General features: G+C 58.2%; 21 protein-coding genes and 2 pseudogenes. 15 read left to right on the top strand and 8 right to left on the bottom strand.

Going from position 1 to position 20,774, the window contains the following annotated elements; genetic code table 11:
* Positions 1–33: 33 nt before the first annotated feature.
* On the bottom strand, positions 34–372 hold the full coding sequence (locus FJ974_RS26700) for a DUF3768 domain-containing protein (RefSeq protein ID WP_140533036.1): 339 nt from the start codon (positions 370–372) through the stop codon (positions 34–36).
* Positions 373–447: 75 nt separating this feature from the next.
* Entirely contained in the window at positions 448–1,620 is a 1,173-nt protein-coding gene (locus tag FJ974_RS26705; protein ID WP_140533035.1) for a type IV secretory system conjugative DNA transfer family protein, read from the bottom strand.
* A gap of 223 nt (positions 1,621–1,843) precedes the next feature.
* Between FJ974_RS26705 and FJ974_RS26710 the strand changes: the two genes are divergently transcribed.
* The 5 genes from FJ974_RS26710 to FJ974_RS26730 all read left to right on the top strand — a co-directional run bounded on the left by FJ974_RS26710 (position 1,844) and on the right by FJ974_RS26730 (position 8,077).
* On the top strand, positions 1,844–3,574 hold the full coding sequence (locus FJ974_RS26710) for a ParB/RepB/Spo0J family partition protein (RefSeq protein WP_140533034.1): 1,731 nt from the start codon (positions 1,844–1,846) through the stop codon (positions 3,572–3,574).
* An 84-nt stretch (positions 3,575–3,658) separates the two neighbouring features.
* Positions 3,659–4,996, top strand: a complete 1,338-nt coding sequence (locus tag FJ974_RS26715; RefSeq protein ID WP_140533033.1) for a hypothetical protein — start codon at positions 3,659–3,661, stop codon at positions 4,994–4,996.
* Between the two features lie 160 nt (positions 4,997–5,156).
* Entirely contained in the window at positions 5,157–5,639 is a 483-nt protein-coding gene (locus tag FJ974_RS26720; protein ID WP_140533032.1) for a helix-turn-helix transcriptional regulator, read from the top strand.
* Between the two features lie 152 nt (positions 5,640–5,791).
* A complete protein-coding gene (locus FJ974_RS26725) occupies positions 5,792–6,166 on the top strand; it encodes a hypothetical protein (protein WP_140533031.1) in 375 nt (124 codons plus the stop codon).
* A gap of 333 nt (positions 6,167–6,499) precedes the next feature.
* Complete coding sequence (locus FJ974_RS26730; RefSeq protein ID WP_140533030.1) at positions 6,500–8,077, top strand: recombinase family protein; 1,578 nt, start codon at positions 6,500–6,502, stop codon at positions 8,075–8,077.
* A gap of 5 nt (positions 8,078–8,082) precedes the next feature.
* On the opposite strand, the gene FJ974_RS26735 is transcribed toward FJ974_RS26730, so the two are convergent.
* Complete coding sequence (locus tag FJ974_RS26735; RefSeq protein ID WP_264296797.1) at positions 8,083–8,367, bottom strand: Fic family protein; 285 nt, start codon at positions 8,365–8,367, stop codon at positions 8,083–8,085.
* A 74-nt stretch (positions 8,368–8,441) separates the two neighbouring features.
* Here FJ974_RS26735 and FJ974_RS26740 point away from each other — a divergent pair, with 74 nt between their 5' ends.
* Complete coding sequence (locus tag FJ974_RS26740; protein ID WP_181177098.1) at positions 8,442–8,636, top strand: hypothetical protein; 195 nt, start codon at positions 8,442–8,444, stop codon at positions 8,634–8,636.
* Positions 8,590–10,209 (top strand): dGTP triphosphohydrolase, encoded by a 1,620-nt coding sequence (dgt, locus tag FJ974_RS26745; RefSeq protein ID WP_226891413.1) that lies wholly within the window; start codon positions 8,590–8,592, stop codon positions 10,207–10,209. The genes FJ974_RS26740 and dgt overlap by 47 nt, the downstream gene beginning before the upstream one ends.
* A 91-nt stretch (positions 10,210–10,300) precedes the next feature.
* On the opposite strand, the gene FJ974_RS26750 is transcribed toward dgt, so the two are convergent.
* Together FJ974_RS26750 and FJ974_RS26755 are read right to left on the bottom strand one after the other, a co-directional pair.
* Positions 10,301–11,014 (bottom strand): DUF932 domain-containing protein, encoded by a 714-nt coding sequence (locus FJ974_RS26750; protein WP_210240697.1) that lies wholly within the window; start codon positions 11,012–11,014, stop codon positions 10,301–10,303.
* 121 nt (positions 11,015–11,135) lie between these two features.
* Positions 11,136–12,080: an NUDIX domain-containing protein gene (locus tag FJ974_RS26755; RefSeq protein ID WP_140533027.1), complete on the bottom strand. Its 945-nt coding sequence runs from the start codon at positions 12,078–12,080 to the stop codon at positions 11,136–11,138.
* 162 nt (positions 12,081–12,242) lie between these two features.
* Between FJ974_RS26755 and FJ974_RS26760 the strand changes: the two genes are divergently transcribed.
* On the top strand, positions 12,243–12,692 hold the full coding sequence (locus FJ974_RS26760) for a hypothetical protein (RefSeq protein ID WP_140533026.1): 450 nt from the start codon (positions 12,243–12,245) through the stop codon (positions 12,690–12,692).
* 11 nt (positions 12,693–12,703) lie between these two features.
* Here the strand turns inward: FJ974_RS26760 and FJ974_RS26765 are convergent, their stop codons facing one another.
* A complete protein-coding gene (locus FJ974_RS26765; protein ID WP_140533025.1) occupies positions 12,704–13,399 on the bottom strand; it encodes a hypothetical protein in 696 nt (231 codons plus the stop codon).
* Positions 13,400–14,067: 668 nt separating this feature from the next.
* Here FJ974_RS26765 and tnpA point away from each other — a divergent pair.
* The 7 genes and pseudogenes from tnpA to FJ974_RS26800 all read left to right on the top strand — a co-directional run bounded on the left by tnpA (position 14,068) and on the right by FJ974_RS26800 (position 19,087).
* On the top strand, positions 14,068–14,421 hold the full coding sequence (tnpA, locus tag FJ974_RS26770) for an IS66-like element accessory protein TnpA (RefSeq protein WP_140533024.1): 354 nt from the start codon (positions 14,068–14,070) through the stop codon (positions 14,419–14,421).
* Entirely contained in the window at positions 14,418–14,765 is a 348-nt protein-coding gene (tnpB, locus tag FJ974_RS26775) for an IS66 family insertion sequence element accessory protein TnpB (RefSeq protein ID WP_140533023.1), read from the top strand. The genes tnpA and tnpB overlap by 4 nt, the downstream gene beginning before the upstream one ends.
* Positions 14,766–14,831: 66 nt before the next feature.
* Positions 14,832–15,935: pseudogene (tnpC, locus tag FJ974_RS26780) on the top strand (IS66 family transposase); the annotation flags it as partial.
* A 138-nt stretch (positions 15,936–16,073) separates the two neighbouring features.
* The gene (istA, locus tag FJ974_RS26785) at positions 16,074–17,336 is read left to right on the top strand and encodes an IS21 family transposase (protein ID WP_140533022.1); all 1,263 of its coding nucleotides are present in this window, start codon (positions 16,074–16,076) and stop codon (positions 17,334–17,336) included.
* Positions 17,333–18,205, top strand: coding sequence for an IS21-like element helper ATPase IstB (gene istB / locus FJ974_RS26790; RefSeq protein ID WP_140533021.1), 873 nt, complete (start codon positions 17,333–17,335; stop codon positions 18,203–18,205). Before istA ends, istB begins: the two co-directional genes overlap by 4 nt.
* A 61-nt stretch (positions 18,206–18,266) precedes the next feature.
* Positions 18,267–18,851: pseudogene (locus FJ974_RS26795) on the top strand (IS66 family transposase); the annotation flags it as partial.
* Between the two features lie 2 nt (positions 18,852–18,853).
* Positions 18,854–19,087 carry a hypothetical protein gene (locus FJ974_RS26800; RefSeq protein WP_140533092.1) on the top strand — a complete coding sequence of 78 codons (234 nt, stop codon included), beginning with the start codon at positions 18,854–18,856 and terminating at the stop codon, positions 19,085–19,087.
* Here the strand turns inward: FJ974_RS26800 and FJ974_RS26805 are convergent.
* Together FJ974_RS26805 and FJ974_RS26810 are read right to left on the bottom strand one after the other, a co-directional pair.
* Positions 19,060–19,977 carry an NUDIX domain-containing protein gene (locus FJ974_RS26805; RefSeq protein ID WP_140533020.1) on the bottom strand — a complete coding sequence of 306 codons (918 nt, stop codon included), beginning with the start codon at positions 19,975–19,977 and terminating at the stop codon, positions 19,060–19,062. The two genes, FJ974_RS26800 and FJ974_RS26805, sit on opposite strands and share 28 nt — an antisense overlap.
* 339 nt (positions 19,978–20,316) lie before the next feature.
* Positions 20,317–20,613 carry a hypothetical protein gene (locus FJ974_RS26810; protein ID WP_140533019.1) on the bottom strand — a complete coding sequence of 99 codons (297 nt, stop codon included), beginning with the start codon at positions 20,611–20,613 and terminating at the stop codon, positions 20,317–20,319.
* Positions 20,614–20,774 lie beyond the last annotated feature (161 nt).

Here is a 20,774-nt window from a genome sequence, read left to right on the forward strand (position 1 = left end):
GGCACCCCGCAGGGGTGCCGTTCAGATGCGTGCCTAGTATTCCTCCTCCAGCATGATCGTCATCACACGTCGGGTGACACCGGGGTCGGCGGCATTGTCCGAGTGATGCAACAGGGTCGGATCGAAGTAGTCGATCTTCCAGATGACGCTTAGTCCGCCGACGTCGACGACCGAACAATCATGTTCGCCATAGGAGTCGTTGTCCTGGCTGAAAGCGTCGAAGGCAGCGACCGCCCTTATCACATCGGCCCACACCGCTCGATCTAGTGCCGCTAGTCCGCGGGAAATGACGACCATTCCACCGCAATGAAGCTGGCGCAGTTGATCATTCAAGATGCGAATGCGGTCAACTTCAGCAATCGAAGAACTCATTGACGTGCTCCTTCTCTCTTCCGCCTGGCTCAACCCATTTGAGCCGGGCGGTGAAGGAATGAGCGGCGGGAATGATCAGGTGGGCGCCAGTGTTTCAGCACTGAACGGTTTCGAGGGCATGCCGTCGATCATAAGTTTCAGATAGATGTGGTGATTGGCCAGGTTCAGCAAGTCGCGTTCCGATACAACCTGACCAAACTCGCGAGACAGATAGGCGGCATCTTCGGCGCCGAGCCTGAAGGAAATCACCGTGCCAGAATTGCCGAGAACCGCATGCCTGATATCCGACTCCAGCTGATAGAGGTACTGGTGTGCCGCGACCATGCCAACGTTGTACTTCCGCAGCTCAGAAAACATGTTGGCGACGGACAAGGTGGTGAACGATTGAAATTCGTCGATGTAGCAGAAGAACGGTCGCCGGTCGCTCTGCTCAACCTCGGCGCGGCTCATCGCGGCAAGCCCTACCGTAGTCACCAACAACGCACCCAGAAGTGACGCGCTGTCCTCGCCAACCTGCCCCTTTGCTAGATTGACCAGCAGGATCCTTCCCTCATCCATCATCGCCCGGATGCGGATGTCCTCTTTGGGAGCGGTCAGAATGCGCCGGAGCGTTGGATCGGACAACAGTGCCCCGAGCTTGTTCTGTATCGACGCAATGCCATCCGCGCGATAGCCGAACGAATAGCGTTCATATTCCTTTTCCCAAAATGTCCTGATGGTTGGATTGCGCAAAGACTGCGTGACTTCCTTTCGAAACGCCTTGTCCGAGAACATTCGCAGGATATCCGAGAGCGCGGCATTCTTCTGCTCGAGCAGCGCGAAGACTGCATTGCGCAAAATATGCTCCATCCTTACGCCCCAGGCATCGCCCCAAACCTTCTTCATCGCCTCCAATATTCCAGAGGCGGCGAGCGGAATGCGCTCATGCCGCACCCGACGCAGGGGGTTGTAGCCGAAGGGCTGCTCGGCATCGGGCACATTCAGGTAGCGGATGTCGCCGCGTCTCCAAGGAGGCACACGGTCGTGAATGCGCGTCACGATATCTCCGTGCGGATCGATGAACGCGACGCCGTGGCCGTGGGCCATGTCTTGAAGCACCATGGTTTCGAGAAGAGACGATTTGCCGGTGCCTGTTTTGCCAATCACGTAGACATGCGAAAACCGGTCCGTCGGTCGCAGCCCAAAAACGCGTCTATCGCTTCTTGATGCGACCCTGCCAAACAGGGTCGGAAAATTCTGTGGCGCCATGCATCTACCATGAACCGGCACTCCAGCTGCGGCACGGCACCCTCTTTTGACCGGTTGCCAGAATCTGACGTCTAGCCCGTTCTGGCGGTTGCGGCACGATAGGTCGAGGCAGTTCTTCAACAGCCTCGCGCTCCTAGGGAGCGCGTCCATTAGCAACCATCGTGAGCCAACGTGACAGGCCCCCAGCCCCTCAACGCGCTCGCGCATCATCAGGAGACTACATATGTCACAGACCTATCTCCCCCTCTCCGCGCTCTCCGCCCCGAAGGGCAACCCCCGCAAGGCGTTCAGCGCAAAGACCATCGCAGGACTGGCCCAGAGCATCAAAACCGATGGCGTCCTGCAGAATCTGACGGTGATCCCGCAGCAGGACGGAACGTATCGCATTCACATCGGCAAACGCCGCTACCTGGCCCTCCAACTGCTAAGGAGAAACGGCGATATCGACGACGCGTACCGCGTCCCCGTCGAAATCAAGGAAGACCTCGACGGGCGCGCCGCGTTGCGGATCGCCACGGTCGAGAACGTTCAGCGCGAGGCACTCGATCCGATCGACGAGGCCGAGGCCTTCAGAACCCTGCTTCGCAATGGGTCATCCCTGGCGGACGTAGCGGTTCAAACCGGACTGTCGGAGAACACGGTTCGGCGCCGGCTCGCCCTTGCCAACCTCTCCAAGGAAGCGAAAGCCTTGGTGCGGTCGGGGCACTTACCGCTCGCCGTGGCCGAGGCGCTGACCCTTGGCAACGAAACTCAGCAGAAGCAGTTCGTGGAGGCGGCCAAGGATGGCGCCCGTTTGACCAGTGACTACGTTCGCGCTGCTCTCCTCGAAGCTAGGCCCGCCAAGTCCACAGCGGTATTCGATCCTTCGCTCTACAAGGGGACCTACACCACCGACTTGTTCGGCGACGAGGAGGCTACATTCTTCGACGATGTCGAGGAGTTCCATCGCTTGCAGAAACAAGCAGTTGACGATTTGGCCGACACGCATCGAAAGAAGGCAGACTTCGTCGACGTCTTCAATGGTTACAGCACGCCGTGGTGGCAGTATCGAAAGGCCGATAAAGGACAAAAACGCGGCGTGGTGATCAATCTCGCGCCGAACGGTGCCGTCGAAATCCGCAAAGGCCTGACGAAAAACACTCCGGATGACGACGGGCAAACTACCGAATCTCAGCAACACAAACCGCGTCCGGAATTCGGTCCGAGCCTGCTAGCCTACTTCGCACACCACAAGACGATCGCGCTCATGGGCGCGCTCGCCGAACAGCCGCGCAAGATGATGGAGGTTGCCGCTGTCCTACTGTTGTCCGCGCATCGGATCGGTAACCGCATCCGCATCGATCAGCACCCTGCCCTGCGCGATCCGTCGCTAATCGAGGCGCGGCCGCGCGGCTACGCCACGATGGAAGGCACCGCCCAAGCCCTGGCGGAACGACTTGGCTTCGGCAAAGGAGCTAGCGAGGAGGAGCAGGACGAGTCGTCGGCGCCAGTGTTTCCGCTAGGAGGAAATGTTGACGAAGCCTCGCTTTACCAGTCGGTGAAAACACTGTCTGATGAGGATCTAGGCTTCCTGATCGCCTTCCTGCCACTCGTCGCATTCGGCAAGGATGGGATTTCCGAAGAGGACGACTTGAACAGCCTCTATCACGTCATAGCGAAGGACCTTGATCTGGCGACGCGAGACTGGTGGATGCCAACTGAACAGTTCCTCGCAATGCTGAAGCGTGAGCAACTGGAGGAGGCAGCTATCGAGAGCGGCGCCTCGATCCGGCTCGGCCGCCTAGAGCGGTTGAAGAAGAAGGAACTGGTAGCCGCACTAGCCAACCACTTCCGCAAGACTGCCGATCTTTCCGCTGAACTAGATGAGTTCGACGCAAAAGGTCGCCAGTGGTTACCGCGGCTCATGCAGTTTCACGAAGACGCGCAGGAGCCCTCGGTCGACGAAGCAGCATAGATTGAACAATACCTTGCCGCCCCATACGGGCGGCTTTTCTTTTGCTTCCGGCCTTGGCCGCCTGGTCAGTTCTGGTGCCGGTGCATGGAACGGGTCGCATGCAATTATAGCAGGATGCATGACCGGCCCGAAAAGCATGTAAGAAGCGTCGTATCGGAACGTTTGGCCAACGGCTCGTTGATCGAGCTAATCTATAATCCGGAGCAGCGCCGCACAGCGCTGGCTCGCTGGTCAGCTGATGGCCAGATCTCGATCGAGGATCGGGCCGTGGTTGGCGCTGAAACGCTCGTACCGATCATGGCCACCAACAACCTGATCCGTCACGAAGCCGTGCTTCTGCCTTCGGCGCCGCAGGATTATGTCGACGAGTCGACTTTGCTGCGAGACATCCAAGCCTTCATCCATCGTTATGTCGATCTCACTGAGACCTTCGAAGCGATTGCAAGTCACTACGTGCTGCTCTCGTGGGTCTTCGATGCTTTCAACGAACTTCCCTATCTGCGATTTCGAGGCGACTACGGAACCGGCAAGACCAGAGCTCTGCTCATCATCGGCGCTATCGCCTACAAGCCGTTCTTCGCTTCGGGCGCCTCCACGGTGTCCCCGATCTTCCACACCCTCAACACATTCTCCGGCACGCTCGTCTTCGACGAGGCGGACTTTCGGATGAGCGACGAAAAAGCTGAACTCACCAAAATCCTCAACAATGGAAATGTTCGCGGTATGCCAGTGCTGCGCACCATCGTTAACAGCAAGCACGAATTTAATCCGGCTGCCTTCAATGTGTTCGGCCCGAAGATCGTCGCCACGCGCGGTGTCTATGATGATCGTGCGCTGGAAAGCCGCTTCATCACCGAGATCATGACCGGACGCCGGTTGCGCAGAGACATCCCGATCAACTTGCCGGACCACTGGCGAGACGAGGCGCTGAAACTCAGGAACAAGCTTCTCATGTATCGTTTCCGCAATCGCGCGAAGGTCAAGCTCGATGCTGGGCAAGTCGATCATTCACTCGAGCCACGACTGAACCAGGTTCTCGTGCCACTGCTTTCCGTCATTTCTGACAAGGCCGTTCGGCTCGATGTGCTCGACCGCGCCGGCGCCATGCAGCAGACAATGGTGTTGGACCGCGGGCTCTCCATCGAAGCTGATATCCTCGAGGCCCTCACTTCGCTCGTTTCCGACACTTCGCGGAAGGTCATCGCCGTGAAGGCGATCGCCGAGGCGGTTGCCAGCCAGCATGCCGGCGAATTCGCGCGTCCCGTCACACCAAAATATGTCGGATCACTATTACGCCGCCGCCTAAACGTCGCTGTCTATAAATCGAACGGCTCCTATGTCGTGCCGGTCAGCGAATGGCCAAAGATCAAGGAACTTTGCCGTCGCTACGGCATCGACACAGAAACGGCCCCGACAACATAATTGCGCGTTAGGCAGCCCTCTTCCGCGATGGGCAGCATGCCGGCGGCAGGAGACTTGGGGACTTCGGCCGGAGGTAAGCGGGTCAACGAGATTAGATCACCAATACAGGCGTTACCGGATGTAACGTCCCCAAGTCCCCTTTTTTCCTGATAAGATAGATATGAAAAGAATTCGTTGTTCTTTATGTGAACTTTGCGCACAGGCGAATTACTACTCCTTTCACGACAGACATTCGGGACTGAAAATCAAACAAAAATCGCAAAGATTTTATCGTTTAAAAGCCAAATGTATGTCCAGTAATCTGAAGACCTATGTGCGAACTTACCGTCGCCTCCATGCTCTCACTCAAGACGAGTTGGCGCTGCTGGTGGGCCTTAAGAGTGGATCAAGTCTCTCCGGGCTTGAACGCAATGTGAAGGTGCCTTCCGCCTCACTTCTCATCTCGCTGGCGTACGTGTTTGCGGTGCCCGTTGAGGATGTCTTCCCAGCCTACTACGAACAGGTGATCCGCGGCGTGGAGAACAGGGCTGAAGCGTTGTACGAGGCTCTTCAGGGCCATCCAGGCTTGAATGCTCGCACCAAGCTTGACCTTCTCGAAGATATTATCGGCCGCGCCATGAGCGCCAAGCGCACGGAGATATGACGGGGCGACGGCGCTACAACTTGCTGCTCGCGGTTTCCTTGACCCCCAGAGGCTATGGCTGGGTGCTCTTCGAAGGTCCGCATTCGCCAGTAGATTGGGGAGTAAGCGCCACTGGTAGAGCTGATCGGTCTAGCCGGTCCACCGTTGGAGTGATGAAAATAATCGAACGCTTCAGCCCCGACGCCGTGATACTCGAGGAAATGGAGATGGCTGACTCGTGTCGATCTCCGCGCTTGCGGACCATCAATGGCTATCTTGCCGCATACATCGAGGGTTACGGCTTGCCGCTGTACCGCTACTCGCCAACCCAAGTGCGCACGACTTTTTCATATTTACCACAGGTGACCAAGGGCGCAATCGCGGTCGAGATCGCCCGCCTCACTCCAGCCTTTCTGCGGTTGGTGCCGCGGCGCCGGCGCGCATGGATGAGCGAGAGCGCGCGGATGGGATTATTTGACGCTGCCAGCTTGGTGATAACGCACTACCGTGTCGAACTTGGAGGCCAGGACCTACAACCAACTCCTTGACGATACCGCAGAAACCCTAGCCCCATCAGCACTCGATTTGAACCATTGGCGAATTTCGGACACCGTGCGCCAGCCTGCCGGCACTCATACCATGACCGAATGACGGACCTAGCATTGGCGAACCAGAAGATCATCTTGGCATTGTACCGCGAGATCTATCCATGTTGGTCCGAGGAAGAGATTGAAGAATTGCGGGACTGCAATCGGCGCCTCCTTACGCTTGCTATGAAACAGATTGATCGGCTGAAGCGGGAGGGGCGATGGCCGACCGATGGAGGTGACGAGATTCGCGTAAAAAGCGAACAAACCGTATGATTGTGCAGTCAGCTTCACATGCAAACTTGCTTTGCCTACATAAGGGTTTCGACCGTCAAACAAGGCACGCGGGGAGTTTCGCTCCAGGAGCAACGCTCCGCGATTGAAGCATACTCTCTTCGGAACCAAATCAACATTCAGGAATGGTTCGAGGAGCGGGAGACAGCCGCCAAGCGTGGGCGTCCCGTATTCACGAAGATGCTTGGGCGCCTAGACCGGGGGGAGGCATCGGGAGTCGTCATTCACAAGATCGATCGAAGCGCACGCAATTTGCGCGATTGGGCAGACCTTGGGGAGCTCATCGATAAGGGAGTCCAAGTGTACTTCGCCACCGAGAGCTTGGACCTGGCATCGCGCGGCGGACGTCTCTCAGCAGACATTCAAGCTGTGGTCGCAGCCGACTATATCCGGAATCTACGCGAGGAAACGCGAAAGGGCTTTTATGGGCGACTGAAACAAGGGCTTTACCCGCTGCAAGCGCCGCTGGGTTACCTCGACACTGGCAAAGGAAAGCCGAAGGCCGTCGATCCTGTGAGGGCTCCGCTAATTAAGCGAGCTTTCGAGCTTTACGCAAGCGGAACGCACACGTTGCAAAGTCTCCGGAAGGAACTGAAATCACTAGGCCTCGTGAACAAGGGCGGGAAACCTCTGACGCTCGGTACACTGTCGCATTTGCTCAACAATTCCTTCTATGCCGGGCTCATCCGGTTACGAAGCAAAGGGGATACATTTCAGGGGGTTCACGAGCCGCTTATCTCCATGCATCTGTTTTTAGAGGTAGCAGACATTCTCCACGGCCGCGCCCCGAAGCGAAAGTATAAGCATGACATGGCATTTAGGAGGATTATCACATGCCGCACCTGTGGCGGACACCTAACGGGCGAGCGGCAAAAGGGGCGCGTCTACTATAGGTGCCATGGAGACGAATGCAAAGGGACGTCAGTCCGCGAAGACGACGTAGAGGTCTCCGTGAGGGAGGCGTTGAACGCGATCGAAATTACCACGGAGGAGCATTCTCTGCTTTTGACTGAATGTACCGATCTTAGGTCTGTACAGATGCAGCGCCACTCCGATCTACTTCAAACGCTGGATGCCCGGATCCAAGCCACAAAGGTACGGCTGGATCGCTTGGTGGATGCCTTGCTAGACGGGCTGATTGACAGGCAAACCGCACTATCTCGCCGTGAGTCGCTGCTTTCGGAGCTAATTGAGATTGAGCAACAGCGGGCGCGTTTGGCCGGGAATCCAGAGCAAGGCTTCGCCGAAGTCGTTACCCTGCTCGAACATTCAAAACTGGCTCTACATCAATATGAAATCGGCACTCGGGCGGAGAAACGGGAGGTTCTGAAGATCGTGACTTCGAACCTAAAACTAGTCGAAAAAAACGTTGTGGTTGAGCTACGAAATCCATTTCGCCTGATTGCCGAGCACCGAAAAGTCGACCGATGTGACCCCTCATGTGGCACGGTTCGAACCGCACTTGTACACAAACTGTTCGACCTCATTTCGGAAGAGCGCAAGCTAGTCGCCGCAAACGACAACGCTCAGCTTAACCCTGGGATGGAGGTTGATGAAGGGGGTAAGATTGGACCGTAGGGAAACTATGCTGCCAAGTCTGCCGACAGTTCCCGCAGATCGACGAATCGCTCTCTGATCCAGATCGCCAGTTCCGTCTTGATGGTGGGGAAATCCAGGGATGGAGTGTTTGCAAGCCAGAGCGCCTTCTCCGTGAGTTCATCTGGCTTCAGCTGTAGCAGCTTCCCGTTGATACCCAGGAACACCAGCAGGCACAGAGTGGACATGCGCTTGTTGCCGTTGAGAAAGATCTGGCGCTTGTTGATTGAATAGAAAAGAAACGCGGCCTTCTCCTCTAGGCTTTCGTACAAGTCCCTCCCTCCAAGCGCCTGTTGCGGCGCCATGATGAGTGAATCAATGTCACCCTCTCTGGCATGAGATAGCGGTGGTACCGGCCATCGACACGATGGTCAAAGCGATCGTTGCGTTAGAGATCGAGGTCACCAGCATGGTCGGAAAATCTAAGCTGAGTCAGAACAAAGACGTGCGTGATATCCGTAGCGCCGGGGAGGCGCTCATCAGCGGAGCAGAGAATGGCGTTGGTCAGGCAATGCTTTGGGCTGCGTCCCAAAAAAGCTAGGCACGTCCGCGGTTATCTTCCCCAGCAAACAAAATCTATCCCCGAACCGCGTCCCGGCGGCTTTGGACCGGGAGCGGTCGGTCGGCTTCAGCCCCGTTGCATCAACAGCGGAAATCAGATCCGCTTCTGGGCGATCGTCCCCAACCGCCGGATCAAGACATTCGCTTGGCGACCATCTCAGCACAAGCTACTGATTGGCATCGAAGCGCATTGGAGTTTGTGGCAACAAATGGAATGGGAAAAACTGCTGTGTAACGAACGACTTGGCGACAAAGACTACGAGCCTAAGCCGAACCGGTCGATCTTCGTTCAGGATCATGACCGGATCGTCTTCTCGGCTCCATTCCGGCGATTAGCCAACAAGACCCAAGTGCAGCCTCTCTACGAGCACGATCATGTCCATCACCGTTTGATCCATTCCGTTGAAGTCAGCAGCGTCGGACGATCGTTGGCAATGCGAATCGGTAACTGGCTAGAGGAGACGCATCGGATCGCCAGCGGAGAGTCGAACAGCTTGGCGAACATCGTTCAGGCGGCGTGCGTCGCCCACGATATCGGTAACCCTCCTTTTGGTCACTCAGGCGAAGCGGCGATGGGCGACTGGTTCGCCGAGAAATTCGACGATGCCAAAGGTGTCATGGGCGAGATCGACGAGCGGCACCGCTCGGAGTTCATAGACTTCGAAGGAAATGCGCAAGGATTTCGCATAGTTACTCGTCTCGAAATGTACCGCAACGAGGGCGGCATGCGACTCTCGAAGGCAACGTTGGGCGCGTTCACGAAGTACCCTGTCACTTCTGCCGCCCGCCAGAGCATCGTCGGCAAGGGAACTGCGTCATATGTCGGCCTCAAGAAGTTTGGCGTCTTCCGTTCCGAGATCGAGCTGTTCAAGGAAGCAGCTGATTCGCTGGGCCTGCCGCAGGAAGCGCACCAAGCCGGGAATTGGTGGCGGCGCCATCCCTTGGTCTTCATCGTGGAGGCCGCAGACGATATTTGCTACAACATCGTCGATCTTGAGGATGCGTTCACGACCGGTGAACTCCCATTCGAGACGGTCAAGAACCTGCTGCATGAGGCCGCGAACAATCCCAACCGCGACGTGAGCAGCCTTAGCCAAGCCGAGCACATCGCATTGCTGCGGGCATTGAGCATCGGGAGCGCTGTCGAGAGCTGTGTCGAGGCCTTCATGGCCAACTATGACGCCATCATAACCGGCACGTTCTCTGCTTCCTTGACCGATGCCGGCCCCATGGCTTCCATCTTCGCCAAGATGAAAGCCCTTTCTCGGGACCAGGTCTTCACCGCCCGGAGAAAAACCGAACTGGAAGTGTCTGGTCGGCGCGTGATTGGCAATGTGATGTCAGGTGTGCTTCCCGTATTCGAGGATCTTGCTAGGGCCAAGTGGGATCAGGAACAGCTCTCTGGACACAACCGGCAACTCGTCAGAGCCCTCGATCTAGATTTGCGGAGCGTAGCGGATGCCGAACAAGCGCTACACGCTCTTGCAGACTTCACGTCGGGCATGACCGATCGATATGCTGTGCGGATCGCCAGGATGCTTACCGGCATCTAGGTGATACGTGCAGGTAGGGGCTACTCAAATCAGTCCGCGAATTGAATGAAAAGAGCCCCCTGCAGGAGGGGGCTGAATTGCTGTGATAGTTTCAGTCGCTTAAGCAAACCGCCTCCACAATCCGGTGAAGGCGGGGTGTGAGATCGCTGTTTTCGATCACTCTCCCAGTGAGAGCAAAGGTGGCGGCATTGAACAACCGCCAAACAGTCTCACCTCCCCAATCATGGGCTGGCCGCACAAATTGCTCGTGCACGTCGGCGATCTTGGTGACCGAGATTATCCCTTGGCGGTACAACGACATGATCGTGTGATCCGCCTTGGCCTGGTCGATCTGCGTGTGTTTGTACAACGCAATCTTCCGCGCCTGCTCTTCGCGCCTAACGGCGAGCGGTTCGATGATTTCGCCGATAAGGCCCGGCAGATCGTGTTTGGCCTTCGCGGTGTGCTTGCGCTTGATCGTGTAGTCGCCCGAGAAAGCCATGTTGTCGCAAATGAAGACACGACTTCCGAACGCGATACCAATCGGGAAGCTTTTATCGTGGCTGTTGCGCAAGCCAATCGTGTCTGCGTAGTCGCCGTAGGGGCTACGCAGAGTCATAACTCCGAAGAAGCGCATGCCGTCTTCCGTTACTCCAAAGTGCCGCTCCATCACTTCGTGTCCGAAATACGATAGACTGTAGGCCGCGAGATCGACCACGCGATGGTGCGGTATCGGCACGTGGGTGTCTGTAGCAGGTGGTGTCGAGAGCGTGCGCAAGCCGTCATATTCTATCGGCACAGCGCCGGCATGTATCATGAGGGACATTGAAAGAACTCCTTGGTTGCGGTGGTTACTATGACCATCGTAGCCAAGTCCCTGAGGACGTAACGGTGTATTAAATAGCCTATTCGACAAGTCTATACACTTCGACTTATTGTTCCATCGTTCAGCGCCGCTGATCGAGGCCTTCGGCTTTGGCCAATTGAGATTTAAGCTTGTTGTAGGTCTCGAGCGTGTGGCGAGCATTGGGCTCTAAATCGAGTTCCTTCAAAGCTTCGCTCGATGGAAGCCAAACGAACTCTTCGGCCTCTTCGTTGAGACGCACGCGGCGCTCTTCCACGGTCACGACATTGTCCACAAAGATGTGCTGAACACCGGGACGGTAGTAGCGGGTGTCCGCTATCTGATCGAAGGTGGCTATGTGGTGCCCGATTGCGCCAACGAGGCCGGTTTCCTCTTCAACTTCGCGCAGTAGGGTCTCACTCAAGCGTTCGTTTCTCCGCACCCTGCCACCTACGATCGAGTAACGTCCACCCCACTTGTGCGTGCGGACGAGAAGTACCTCATTGGTCCCAACGTGTTCGACGATGGCGCCGGCCGCTACGATAGATCCTGGGACCATGAGCGACTCCCACATCTTGTGGAGCAGCCGCTCATTTCCCCGCACCCGCGGTGCTGGCACCTTGCCGTACCACTTGACGTACTCTGCCAACGCATCGGGTTTCCAGACCGCGTTCCCGTGCACGTATGCGGGATGATCAATGAGCGGGTCGGAAAAGAAGCATCTGGTGTTCGTGATTTGCGCGATCCCAAGCTCGTAGGATGCGCTCCTTCCCATGTATCCGCTCGGATTTACGAAGTAGCTGAACCCCTGGTCCCCCAGCCGCTTTAGCTGGCCAAGGTAGACCAGCTCGATTGCCCGGGGATCGAGGTGCCCGTTCTCCGTGAAGTAAGCGAAACCATTTTTGACGGCAGTGATTTGTGTCGCACTTGGCGCAACCACTTCAATCCCCGCTTTTAGGAAGGCCTCATGAGCTTCTTGGATAATGTCAAAATGCTTGTTGAAACTGCCATGCAGGACGCATCTGATTGTAGTCGGAGGATTGCCCACCTTTTGATTATAATCTGTCGCCGGCGCCGGTGATGCTGAAAGCCAGAGTTATCCACCGGGCTGCACGGGTGTGACTGGGGCTTGTTCTTCTTGAGATCGTCGTCCTCCTTTGGCGATCTCCCAGGACCTGAAGCGATCCGCCGAAACTGGAGACTGTAGCGAATGATCCCACCCGAGCCGATTGACGACCAATCGGAGGTCAGTCCGAAGAGAAACCTGAAAGTGGTTGTGTCAGGTAGTTTTCATCGCCACATGCCGGCCATTCGAGAGGCCATTAAACATCTGCAGTCGATGGGGGTTGAGGTGCTTTCGCCGAGCGATTCCGAAGGCGTAGATAGCGCCAACGATTTCGTGTTTTTAGCAGGTGACACCGTACGCTCGATTAAAGCTATCGAAGATCGCCACCTGGAGTGTATTCGAGCGGCCGATTTCCTTTGGGTGGTATGCCCCGACGGCTACACTGGGTCATCGACTTGCCTGGAGATCGGTGCGGCAATTGGGTTTGGCGTACCCGTTTTTGCGGCTACCGCCGCTGAAGACACGACCATCTCGCAGTATGTAACGGAGGCAATGAATGTCGCTGACGCAGTGTCTCGCATCCGGAAGGTCTGAGGAGCCGGATTTCAAGGGGGAAATGCAGCATTGATCGCATCCCGGCGCCTTATTCGATGATCATTTTTTCCGACGTATCCTGATAGCACCTGCTCGGGTCGCCAGCCATATTTTTTGGCAAGCTGTTTGAACCCGCCGCTGCCGACAGAGTTCGCTACCCCCGTAGCAATCGCGAGGCTTCTGCTGCTGGTCCACCCGTGTTGCAAGGCCAATTCAATGGTGGGCCGCATCTGTGCGAGCCATGCCTGGTTCTGGACATCGCGAGACTCGGGGCTATGAACGAATTGGACCATCCCTTCGCGCCACCATTTTTGGGAGTAACATCCCCATCCCGTATCGTTCCCTTTGTGCTTTCCCGGTCTGCATTTGCTGGAGTAGTGATCGACCATGTCCTCTCGGGATCGCCCAAAATATTTCTGCGTGTCCATAAGCTTGTAGAGGCTGGCCAAACCGCCCACCGCGAAATTGGCAATGCCAACGGTGCCGCCATCTAAGGCAAAAACTTGCGTGTAATCCTTTGATTTGCCGTTACGGGCTAGGACCTTCCACAAAATGTCCTGAGGAACGCTTGACTGCGCGAATGCAGCATAGCTGTCAAATGTATCCCCCGCTGCTTCAGCAGGAAACCAGGCCTGGGCAAGAAGCGCTGACGCGATAAGACCCGCGCGCACCGAGGGCAAGCGAAGTCTGCAGAACCAGTCACGCATTGGCTATCCTCCCGTTCCTGCTCTTTTGACTACTGGCGACCAACTCGACTAGGTATCGCACGGTTGCTGAACCTTCGGATGGCTTTGACATACGCTACCAGCCGATACTGTTCGAAACTGGGCCGCGACGGCAAGACCATACCGTCCGAGGTGAAGCGGGTCAGTTTCGGACTGCCTGCGTGAACCACTGCGCGATCGCCGGATCCAAGATCGATCCCAGAAGGCGGCAAGTCCGATCGTTCAGAGTTGGGGGATGTTACACTGCCTCGGCCTGCCAGAGCTGGCCTGCCTTACACGCGCAAATCCCACGCGCCACAGCTAGGCAGGCCGAACCAAGCTCGCAAACTTAACGGCAGAGGCACATGCCGCAAAAGCTTCCATCACAATCATCGACCAGAATATGATTTTTGTCCTTCCGGCGATGCTTTTCCAGGATATGGCTATGCTCTCGGGATTCTCCAACGAACCCACCTGCCCAAGTATCTTATCAATGTCCTGCTGGCCCTTGGTGACCGCAATCGAAAGGGTCGCCTTCCCTTATGGATTTCCTTTAGGTCCGCTATCGGATCTAGAGTATGCCTCCGGCGAAGGCCGCCTTGCGCGAACACGGCACGGTAGCGAGGCTGCGCTCTTAAGGTCGTCCTTACGAGCGTAGTCAGCAGCACAGCATGAGCCAGATGACGATATTGACCGGGCCGGAGCGCCGTCGTCGTTGGAGTGAAGAGGATCAGTGCCGGATACTGGCCGCGGCATTCGCGCCGGGGGCCACGGTGGCGGCGGTGGCGCGTCAGTACGATGTCGCGACCAGCCTGATCTATAAGTGGCGCCGCATGGCAAGAGCCTGCGAGACGAGCTTTGCCGAAGTTGTCGTGGTTCCCGATGAACCTGTCGCCGCTTCGGTGCCGGCGGCGCCACCAGCGGTGATCGAGCTGGAGATCGCCGGCAAGGCGCGGCTGCGGATACCGCCGAATACGCCGCCGGCATTGGCGGCGGCGATCGTGAAGGCGCTGGGCGTTTCATGATCCCGGTGCCGAGCCAGGTGCGGATCTGGTTGGCGGTCGGCCGCACCGATATGCGTCGCGGGATGCAAGGCCTCGCCCTGCAGGTTCAAGAGACGCTGGGACGGGATCCGCATGCCGGCGATCTTTTTGTCTTCCGCGGCCGCAGCGGCAATCTGATCAAGATTATCTGGCATGATGGGCTCGGCATGTCGCTATATGCAAAACGGCTTGAGAAGGGCCGGTTTCTCTGGCCGTCGCCGGCAGACGGTACGGTTTCCATATCACCGGCGCAGCTCGCCTACATGCTCGACGGGATCGATTGGCGCAACCCGCGTCACACCTTCCGCCCCCAGCGCGCGGGCTGAGTTTTTCTTTGAGTTTGCGCCATTTTCCGCGAGTCAGCGGATGCGTTTTATGATTCACTCCGGGGCATGGTTGCCACCGCCCAGGATGCTGTTCCGGACGATATCGGCGCGCTGAGAGCAGCGCTGACCACGGCGCTGGCCAGAGCCGAAGACGAGGCCGCGCGCGCTGCGCTGGTCGAGGCCGAACTGGCGGTCGCCAGGGCCAAGGCATCGGATGATGCGGCGCTGATCGCACATCAGGATCTGACGATCCGGAAGCTGCAGCGGGCGCTGCATGGTCAGAGTTCTGAACGCTCAGCCCGTCTGCACGACCAGATGGAGCTCGCCTTCGAGGAACTCGAGAGCACGGCGACGGAAGACGAGATCGCCGCCGAACAGGCCGCGGCCCGGACCACCGAGGTGGCGCCCTATGTGCGCAAACGACCAGCGCGCCAGCCATTTCCCGAGCATCTGCCGCGCGAACGCGTGGTCGAGCCGGTGCCGACCGCTTGCCACTGCTGCGGCGGTCATCGGCTGCGCAAGCTGGGTGAGGATATCACCGAGACGCTGGAGGTGGTGCCACGGCAATGGAAGGTGATCCAACACGTGCGGGAGAAGTTCACCTGCCGCGACTGCGAGGCGATCAGCCAGGCTCCGGCGCCGTTCCACGCCACCCCGCGGGGCTGGGCCGGTCCCGGCCTGCTGGCGATGATCCTGTTCGAGAAGTTCGGACAGCATCAGCCGCTCAACCGCCAGGCTGAACGCTATGCCCGCGAAGGCGTGCCGCTCGGCCTGTCGACGCTCGCCGACCAGGTCGGCGCCGGCGCCGCGGCGCTGATGCCGCTGTTCAAGCGGCTCGAAGACCATGTGCTGGCCGCTTCACGTCTGCACGGCGACGACACGACGGTGCCGGTCCTGGCCAAGGGCAAGACCGATACCGGCAGATTATGGACCTATGTGCGCGATGACCGACCGTTCGGCGGCGCCGATCCGCCGGCGGCAGTGTTCTACTATTCCCGCGATCGTCGAGGGGAACATCCCGCGGCGCATCTCGCCGGCTGGAGCGGCATTCTGCAGGCCGATGCCTTTGGCGGTTATGGCGATCTCTATGCGACGGGTCGTCAGCCGGCGCCTGTTCTGGAAGCCAGCTGCTGGGCCCACAGCCGGCGCAAAGTGTTCGAGCTTGTCGATGCCGGCTCAATACTCCCCAGAAGTGCCGTTTGAATCTTCCCCAGTTTAGCGCCGCCGCCGGTCTTCCGGAGCGCGCTCCGGAAGACCGGCGGCGCGTAATCGCTGATGTTTCTCCCGATGGTCGGGAGAGGGTTTTCGGTGATCAAGATCGGGGAGATGATAATGATACTGGATTTGCATCGGCAGGGCTTGTCGGTGTCGGCGATCGCCAGGGAGAGCGGGATCGACCGCAAGACGGTGCGCAAATACATCGAGCGCGGGCTCGAGGCTCCGGCCTACGGGCCTCGCAAGCCGCGTCAGGCGGTGATCGATCCCTTCACGGGCTATCTTCGCGAACGTGTCACGCGATATCCCGGCCTCACCGGTAGCCGGCTTTTCCGGGAACTGAAGGAACTCGGCTATGGCGGTGGCTATACGGCTGTCACCGACTTCCTGCGCGACATCCGTCCAGCCGCGGCCGAGCGCGGCTACGAGGTCCGCTTCGAGACCCCGCCCGGTGAGCAGGCGCAGGTCGATTTCGCCCAGTTCAATGTCGTCTTCACCGATGAGCCGACCACGCCGAGAATCGTCTGGCTGTTCTCCATGGTGCTTGGCTTCAGCCGCCTGATCTGGGCACGTTTCGTCGTCCATCAGGATCTGCCGACGGTTCTGCGCTGCCATGCTGCTGCATTCGAAGCGCTGGGCGGCGCCCCTCGCGAAGTGCTTTATGATCGTATGAAGACGGCGGTCATCGGCGAAGGCGATGCCGGCGGCATCGTCTACAACCGTGCCCTCGTCGATCTCGCGCGCCACTATGGTTTCCACCCCAAGGCTTGCCGGCCGTACCGCGCCAAAACGAAAGGCAAGGTCGAGCGGCCATTCCGCTATATCCGCGAAGACTTCTTCCTGGCCCGCTCCTTTCGCAATCTCGACGACCTGAACGCGCAGTTGCGTCACTGGCTGGACACGGTCGCAAACCCGAGGGTTCACGCCACCACGAGGTGCGTCGTCAACGAAGCTTTCGCCGAGGAGCGGGCATTGCTCCGGCCGCTGCCATTGGCTCCGTTCCGATCGGTCCTGAAGCTCGAGCGACGCATCAGCCGGGAGGGCATGGTCAGCGTCGGCGGCAATTTCTACAGCGTGCCCGACGCAACCAGGCGCCGCGTCGTCGAGGTGCATACGCTGGCCGAAGAGGTGCGCATCTTCGAGGACGGCGCGCTGATTGCCGCCCACCCCATTCTCGAAGGCCGGCATCAGCGTCATGTCGAGCCCGGTCATCGCAACATCCATGTCCACAAGCGGCGACAAAGACTGAGGAACGACGAGGTCACCCTTCATGGCTCGGGCGACAGGGTCGCTCAGCGCCCGTTGGCCTTCTACGACGCCGTTGCCCGGGTGATGGCGAAGGAGCAGCGTCCATGACGAACGCGCTCGACAACACGCCATCCACGATCGACCGGATCCGCCACGACCTCGTCGGTCTGAAGATGCCGCGGGCGCTCGAAGCGCTGGACCATGTCGTGCGCCGGCTCGAGCAAGGCGAGATCGCCGCCCTCGAAGCCATGGACATTCTCCTCTCGGAGGAGTTGACCCTCCGCGAGAACAGTCGGATCAAGACGGCGCTGCGCATGGGGCGCCTGGCCACGATCAAGACGCTCGCCGGCTTCGACTTCTCTTTCCAACCCTCGCTCGACCGCGATCGGATCTTCACGCTCGCCCAACTCGGCTTCGTCGCTCGCTGCGAGGTCGTCCACTTCCTCGGCCCGCCCGGCACTGGCAAGAGCCATCTGGCCATCGCACTTGCCGTCGAGGCCGTGAAGGCTGGAAAGAGCGTCTATTTCTGCACGCTCGCCGAACTCATCGCCGCGCTGGCGCGTGCCGAACGCGAAGGCCGCCTGCAGGAACGCATCCGCTTCTTCTGCCGGCCGGCGCTCCTCGTCGTCGACGAGATCGGCTACCTGCCCGTCGTCCATGGCGGCGGCAATCTGTTCTTCCAGCTCGTCAATGCTCGCTACGAAAAGGGCGCAATGATCCTTACCTCAAACCGCGGATTTGCCGAATGGGGCGAGGTCTTCGGCGACCCTGTCGTCGCGACCGCACTTCTCGATCGCCTGCTTCACCATGCCGTCGTCGTGCAAATCGAGGGATCAAGCTATCGGCTCCGTCAGCACGCGGAACTCATGCCGGAGCATCTGCGATCAAAAGCCGCCATCACCCCGCCGACACTAAACGCACCATCACGGCCACGCGGCAGGCCGCCGAAAAATGGATATCCCGCCGCGACAGCCTGAGCGGCGAAACTGGGGAATTTTACTTCGGCACTTTTGGGGAAAATTCGAGCGGCATTGACACGAGCTGGCCGATATCGAAGCGGCGGCGCGCAAGAAGGCACACGGCGAGAAGCCCAACCTGGTCTATCCGCTCGCGGTTGAAGCCGTGAAGCGCATCGATGCCCTGTTCGATATCGAGCGCGAGATCAATGGCCTGTCGCCGGCCCAACGCCACGCTGTGCGCCAGGAGCGGAGCGCGCCGCTGGTCACCGAACTCGAGCGCTGGATGATCGAGACGCGCGACAGGCTCTCGCGCGGACACGATCTGACCAAGGCCTTCAACTACATGCTGCGCCGCTGGTCATCCTTCACCCGGTTCCTCGACGATGGGCGGATTTGCCTCTCGAACAATGCAGCCGAGCGAGCCCTGCGCGGCATCGCTCTCGGCAGAAAGTCATGGCTGTTCTGCGGTTCCGATCGCGGCGGACAGCGTTCTGCCGTCCTCTACAGCCTGATCTACTCTGCCAAGCTGAATGACGTCGATCCTCAAGCCTGGCTCGCCCACGTGCTCGCCCGACTGCCCGCCTATCCGGTCCATCGGATCGATGATTTGCTGCCGTGGAATTGGAGATCCGCAAAACTGCGGACCCAACCAGCCGCGGCCTGATCATGCAGCGCAATAAGGTGCATCACGTCTACACCGTCGAACGTGTCGCCAGGGACCTCGGCGTCAGCGAAGCGCTCATCCAGGACCTGACCCTCGGTCTCGAGCCCGAGGACAGTGTCATCTGGGTGTACGACGCCAACGATGACGACGGAATCTTGGCCTTCACCGATGAAGGCCTCGAGGAGGTCAAACTCCTCCTCGAGCAATATCATCGCGTTTCCCCATCGAAAGCTTGACCCCAGCACCGCAGTGCGTGGCCGCTGGAACGCACGCCTGCGGTCTTCACCGGATGGGTACGATCTAGAAGTCCCAGCTCTCGCTCAATCAATGTCTTTTTAAAAATCGCCTCTCTGTAATAATTCTTCCCCGATGAAACCGTTTCCAGCCCCATTTCCGACATGATGATTGTAATTATGAAAAAAGCGACGAGGAACATGGAGACCAGCATGCTTTCATCGGCCAACTTAAATAGACCGATCCCGCCGGTGATCAGCGCCGAGTTAAGAAGAAGAAAGAACTTCGTCCGGTCCCAAGCTAACTCGACGTTAAAGCGACACCCTTCAAGTGAGGCTTGATAGACCTTTAGCAACAGCTCTTCGGATTTCCGAGCTGCAACCTTACGCTTTGGACGTTCGCTGGTAATGGGAAATACCTCTAGAAACGTCGGCGTGAAAGTCGTGGGATGCTTCCTAGCGAGCTGTGATACCTCAGATTCTTTCATAAGCACAAGAGAGTCGATCTCCCTTTGATTGTATTCCGGCAAGCTCCCGACGCTGCCCGTATAGACCGTCACGAACTTGGTTGACCTCATATCCTTCATTTCAAACTCGCAGCGGAAATCGAGCGGTGTGGACAAATACAGCTCATCTCTCAGTCTGCGGCGTGCAGCGTCAAACGGGGTCTCCCCGCTGCGCATATACCCCGCGACCGAAGAGCCAAGCAGCCGAGGACTCCGCGCATGCTCCACCGGCAGCCGTTGGAGAACAATTTGATCGCTTTGGAAGAGGAGAATATGGACCGTCCGGAAGTTTTTTCCTTCCTCCAGGACCTTGCGTCGTCTCACCCGGCCAATGGGGTGATTTTGGTCATCAACAACGTCGATTATCATATTCAGGTTTGGGGACATCAAACCCTCGAATCGCCCGGCCGAGCGTGAATCGAGGAATTGCCGCAATCAATCCGTTGACCGGTGATACCTGTGGACAGTCGAGAAAAGTCCCCTGCATTAATCTTATCACACCCCATACCTCCGCAATTTCGAGACGGCACCTTCAATTGAAGGCAATCCCGGTGTCGAGAATGGGCGGAGGCTGGCAGATCCCATTGCGACTATTTCGTCTCCCCTGCTAGGCGAGGGAGACCTCGACATTCTTCGATGAGCTTGGTCAGTGACCCAAGCGCTCAAGTCTGCTCATCCGCGACCGTGGCAGCGCCCGCTTCTTGCAATCGCCGCCGTGGCTGTTCGTCACCAAGTAGCAGGGTCAAGATTGCTCTCGCTCAGCCTCCTAAATTCAGCCGTTTTACCCAGCTTTTCCCGTAGCCCCAACAATGCTGGATGGTCAGGTCGATCCTCCTCAACCGGAACCACAATGATCTCTATGAGGTGGAACATTGCCGCAGCCCACCACGCACCACGCCTGACACTGGTTCTGAATTCAAAGCCGCCGTCTAGGGCAAGAATGCCTCGTGGGCTCTGCGTCACACGCTTGATCTCTTGGGTTTCGGCGTGGATGCCATACAGTACACTTTTTACCTTGCGCATTGCTCTCTCCCAAAAAAGGAGGGTAGCACGAAATCGGCTCTGCGAAGTGGACCGGTGACGAGACTGGCTGCAAAACGAAAAGACGGCGCACATCGGCCGGTAGAAACAAGGGAAATGCGACCTGCGCCGACGGGAAACACCGGCTAATGGTGACGTAGCGC

This window comes from Mesorhizobium sp. B1-1-8 (assembly GCF_006442795.2).
Taxonomy (GTDB): domain Bacteria; phylum Pseudomonadota; class Alphaproteobacteria; order Rhizobiales; family Rhizobiaceae; genus Mesorhizobium.

Coding starts and splice junctions, on each gene's coding strand:
- FJ974_RS26700 (WP_140533036.1), bottom strand. CDS start 372: ATGAGTTCTTCGATTGCTGAAGTTGACCGCATTCGCATCTTGAATGAT.
- FJ974_RS26705 (WP_140533035.1), bottom strand. CDS start 1,620: ATGGCGCCACAGAATTTTCCGACCCTGTTTGGCAGGGTCGCATCAAGA.
- FJ974_RS26710 (WP_140533034.1), top strand. CDS start 1,844: ATGTCACAGACCTATCTCCCCCTCTCCGCGCTCTCCGCCCCGAAGGGC.
- FJ974_RS26715 (WP_140533033.1), top strand. CDS start 3,659: ATGGAACGGGTCGCATGCAATTATAGCAGGATGCATGACCGGCCCGAA.
- FJ974_RS26720 (WP_140533032.1), top strand. CDS start 5,157: ATGAAAAGAATTCGTTGTTCTTTATGTGAACTTTGCGCACAGGCGAAT.
- FJ974_RS26725 (WP_140533031.1), top strand. CDS start 5,792: ATGAAAATAATCGAACGCTTCAGCCCCGACGCCGTGATACTCGAGGAA.
- FJ974_RS26730 (WP_140533030.1), top strand. CDS start 6,500: ATGCAAACTTGCTTTGCCTACATAAGGGTTTCGACCGTCAAACAAGGC.
- dgt (WP_226891413.1), top strand. CDS start 8,590: ATGGCGTTGGTCAGGCAATGCTTTGGGCTGCGTCCCAAAAAAGCTAGG.
- FJ974_RS26750 (WP_210240697.1), bottom strand. CDS start 11,014: ATGTCCCTCATGATACATGCCGGCGCTGTGCCGATAGAATATGACGGC.
- FJ974_RS26760 (WP_140533026.1), top strand. CDS start 12,243: ATGATCCCACCCGAGCCGATTGACGACCAATCGGAGGTCAGTCCGAAG.
- FJ974_RS26765 (WP_140533025.1), bottom strand. CDS start 13,399: ATGCGTGACTGGTTCTGCAGACTTCGCTTGCCCTCGGTGCGCGCGGGT.
- tnpA (WP_140533024.1), top strand. CDS start 14,068: ATGAGCCAGATGACGATATTGACCGGGCCGGAGCGCCGTCGTCGTTGG.
- tnpB (WP_140533023.1), top strand. CDS start 14,418: ATGATCCCGGTGCCGAGCCAGGTGCGGATCTGGTTGGCGGTCGGCCGC.
- istB (WP_140533021.1), top strand. CDS start 17,333: ATGACGAACGCGCTCGACAACACGCCATCCACGATCGACCGGATCCGC.
- FJ974_RS26800 (WP_140533092.1), top strand. CDS start 18,854: ATGCAGCGCAATAAGGTGCATCACGTCTACACCGTCGAACGTGTCGCC.
- FJ974_RS26805 (WP_140533020.1), bottom strand. CDS start 19,977: ATGTCCCCAAACCTGAATATGATAATCGACGTTGTTGATGACCAAAAT.
- FJ974_RS26810 (WP_140533019.1), bottom strand. CDS start 20,613: ATGCGCAAGGTAAAAAGTGTACTGTATGGCATCCACGCCGAAACCCAA.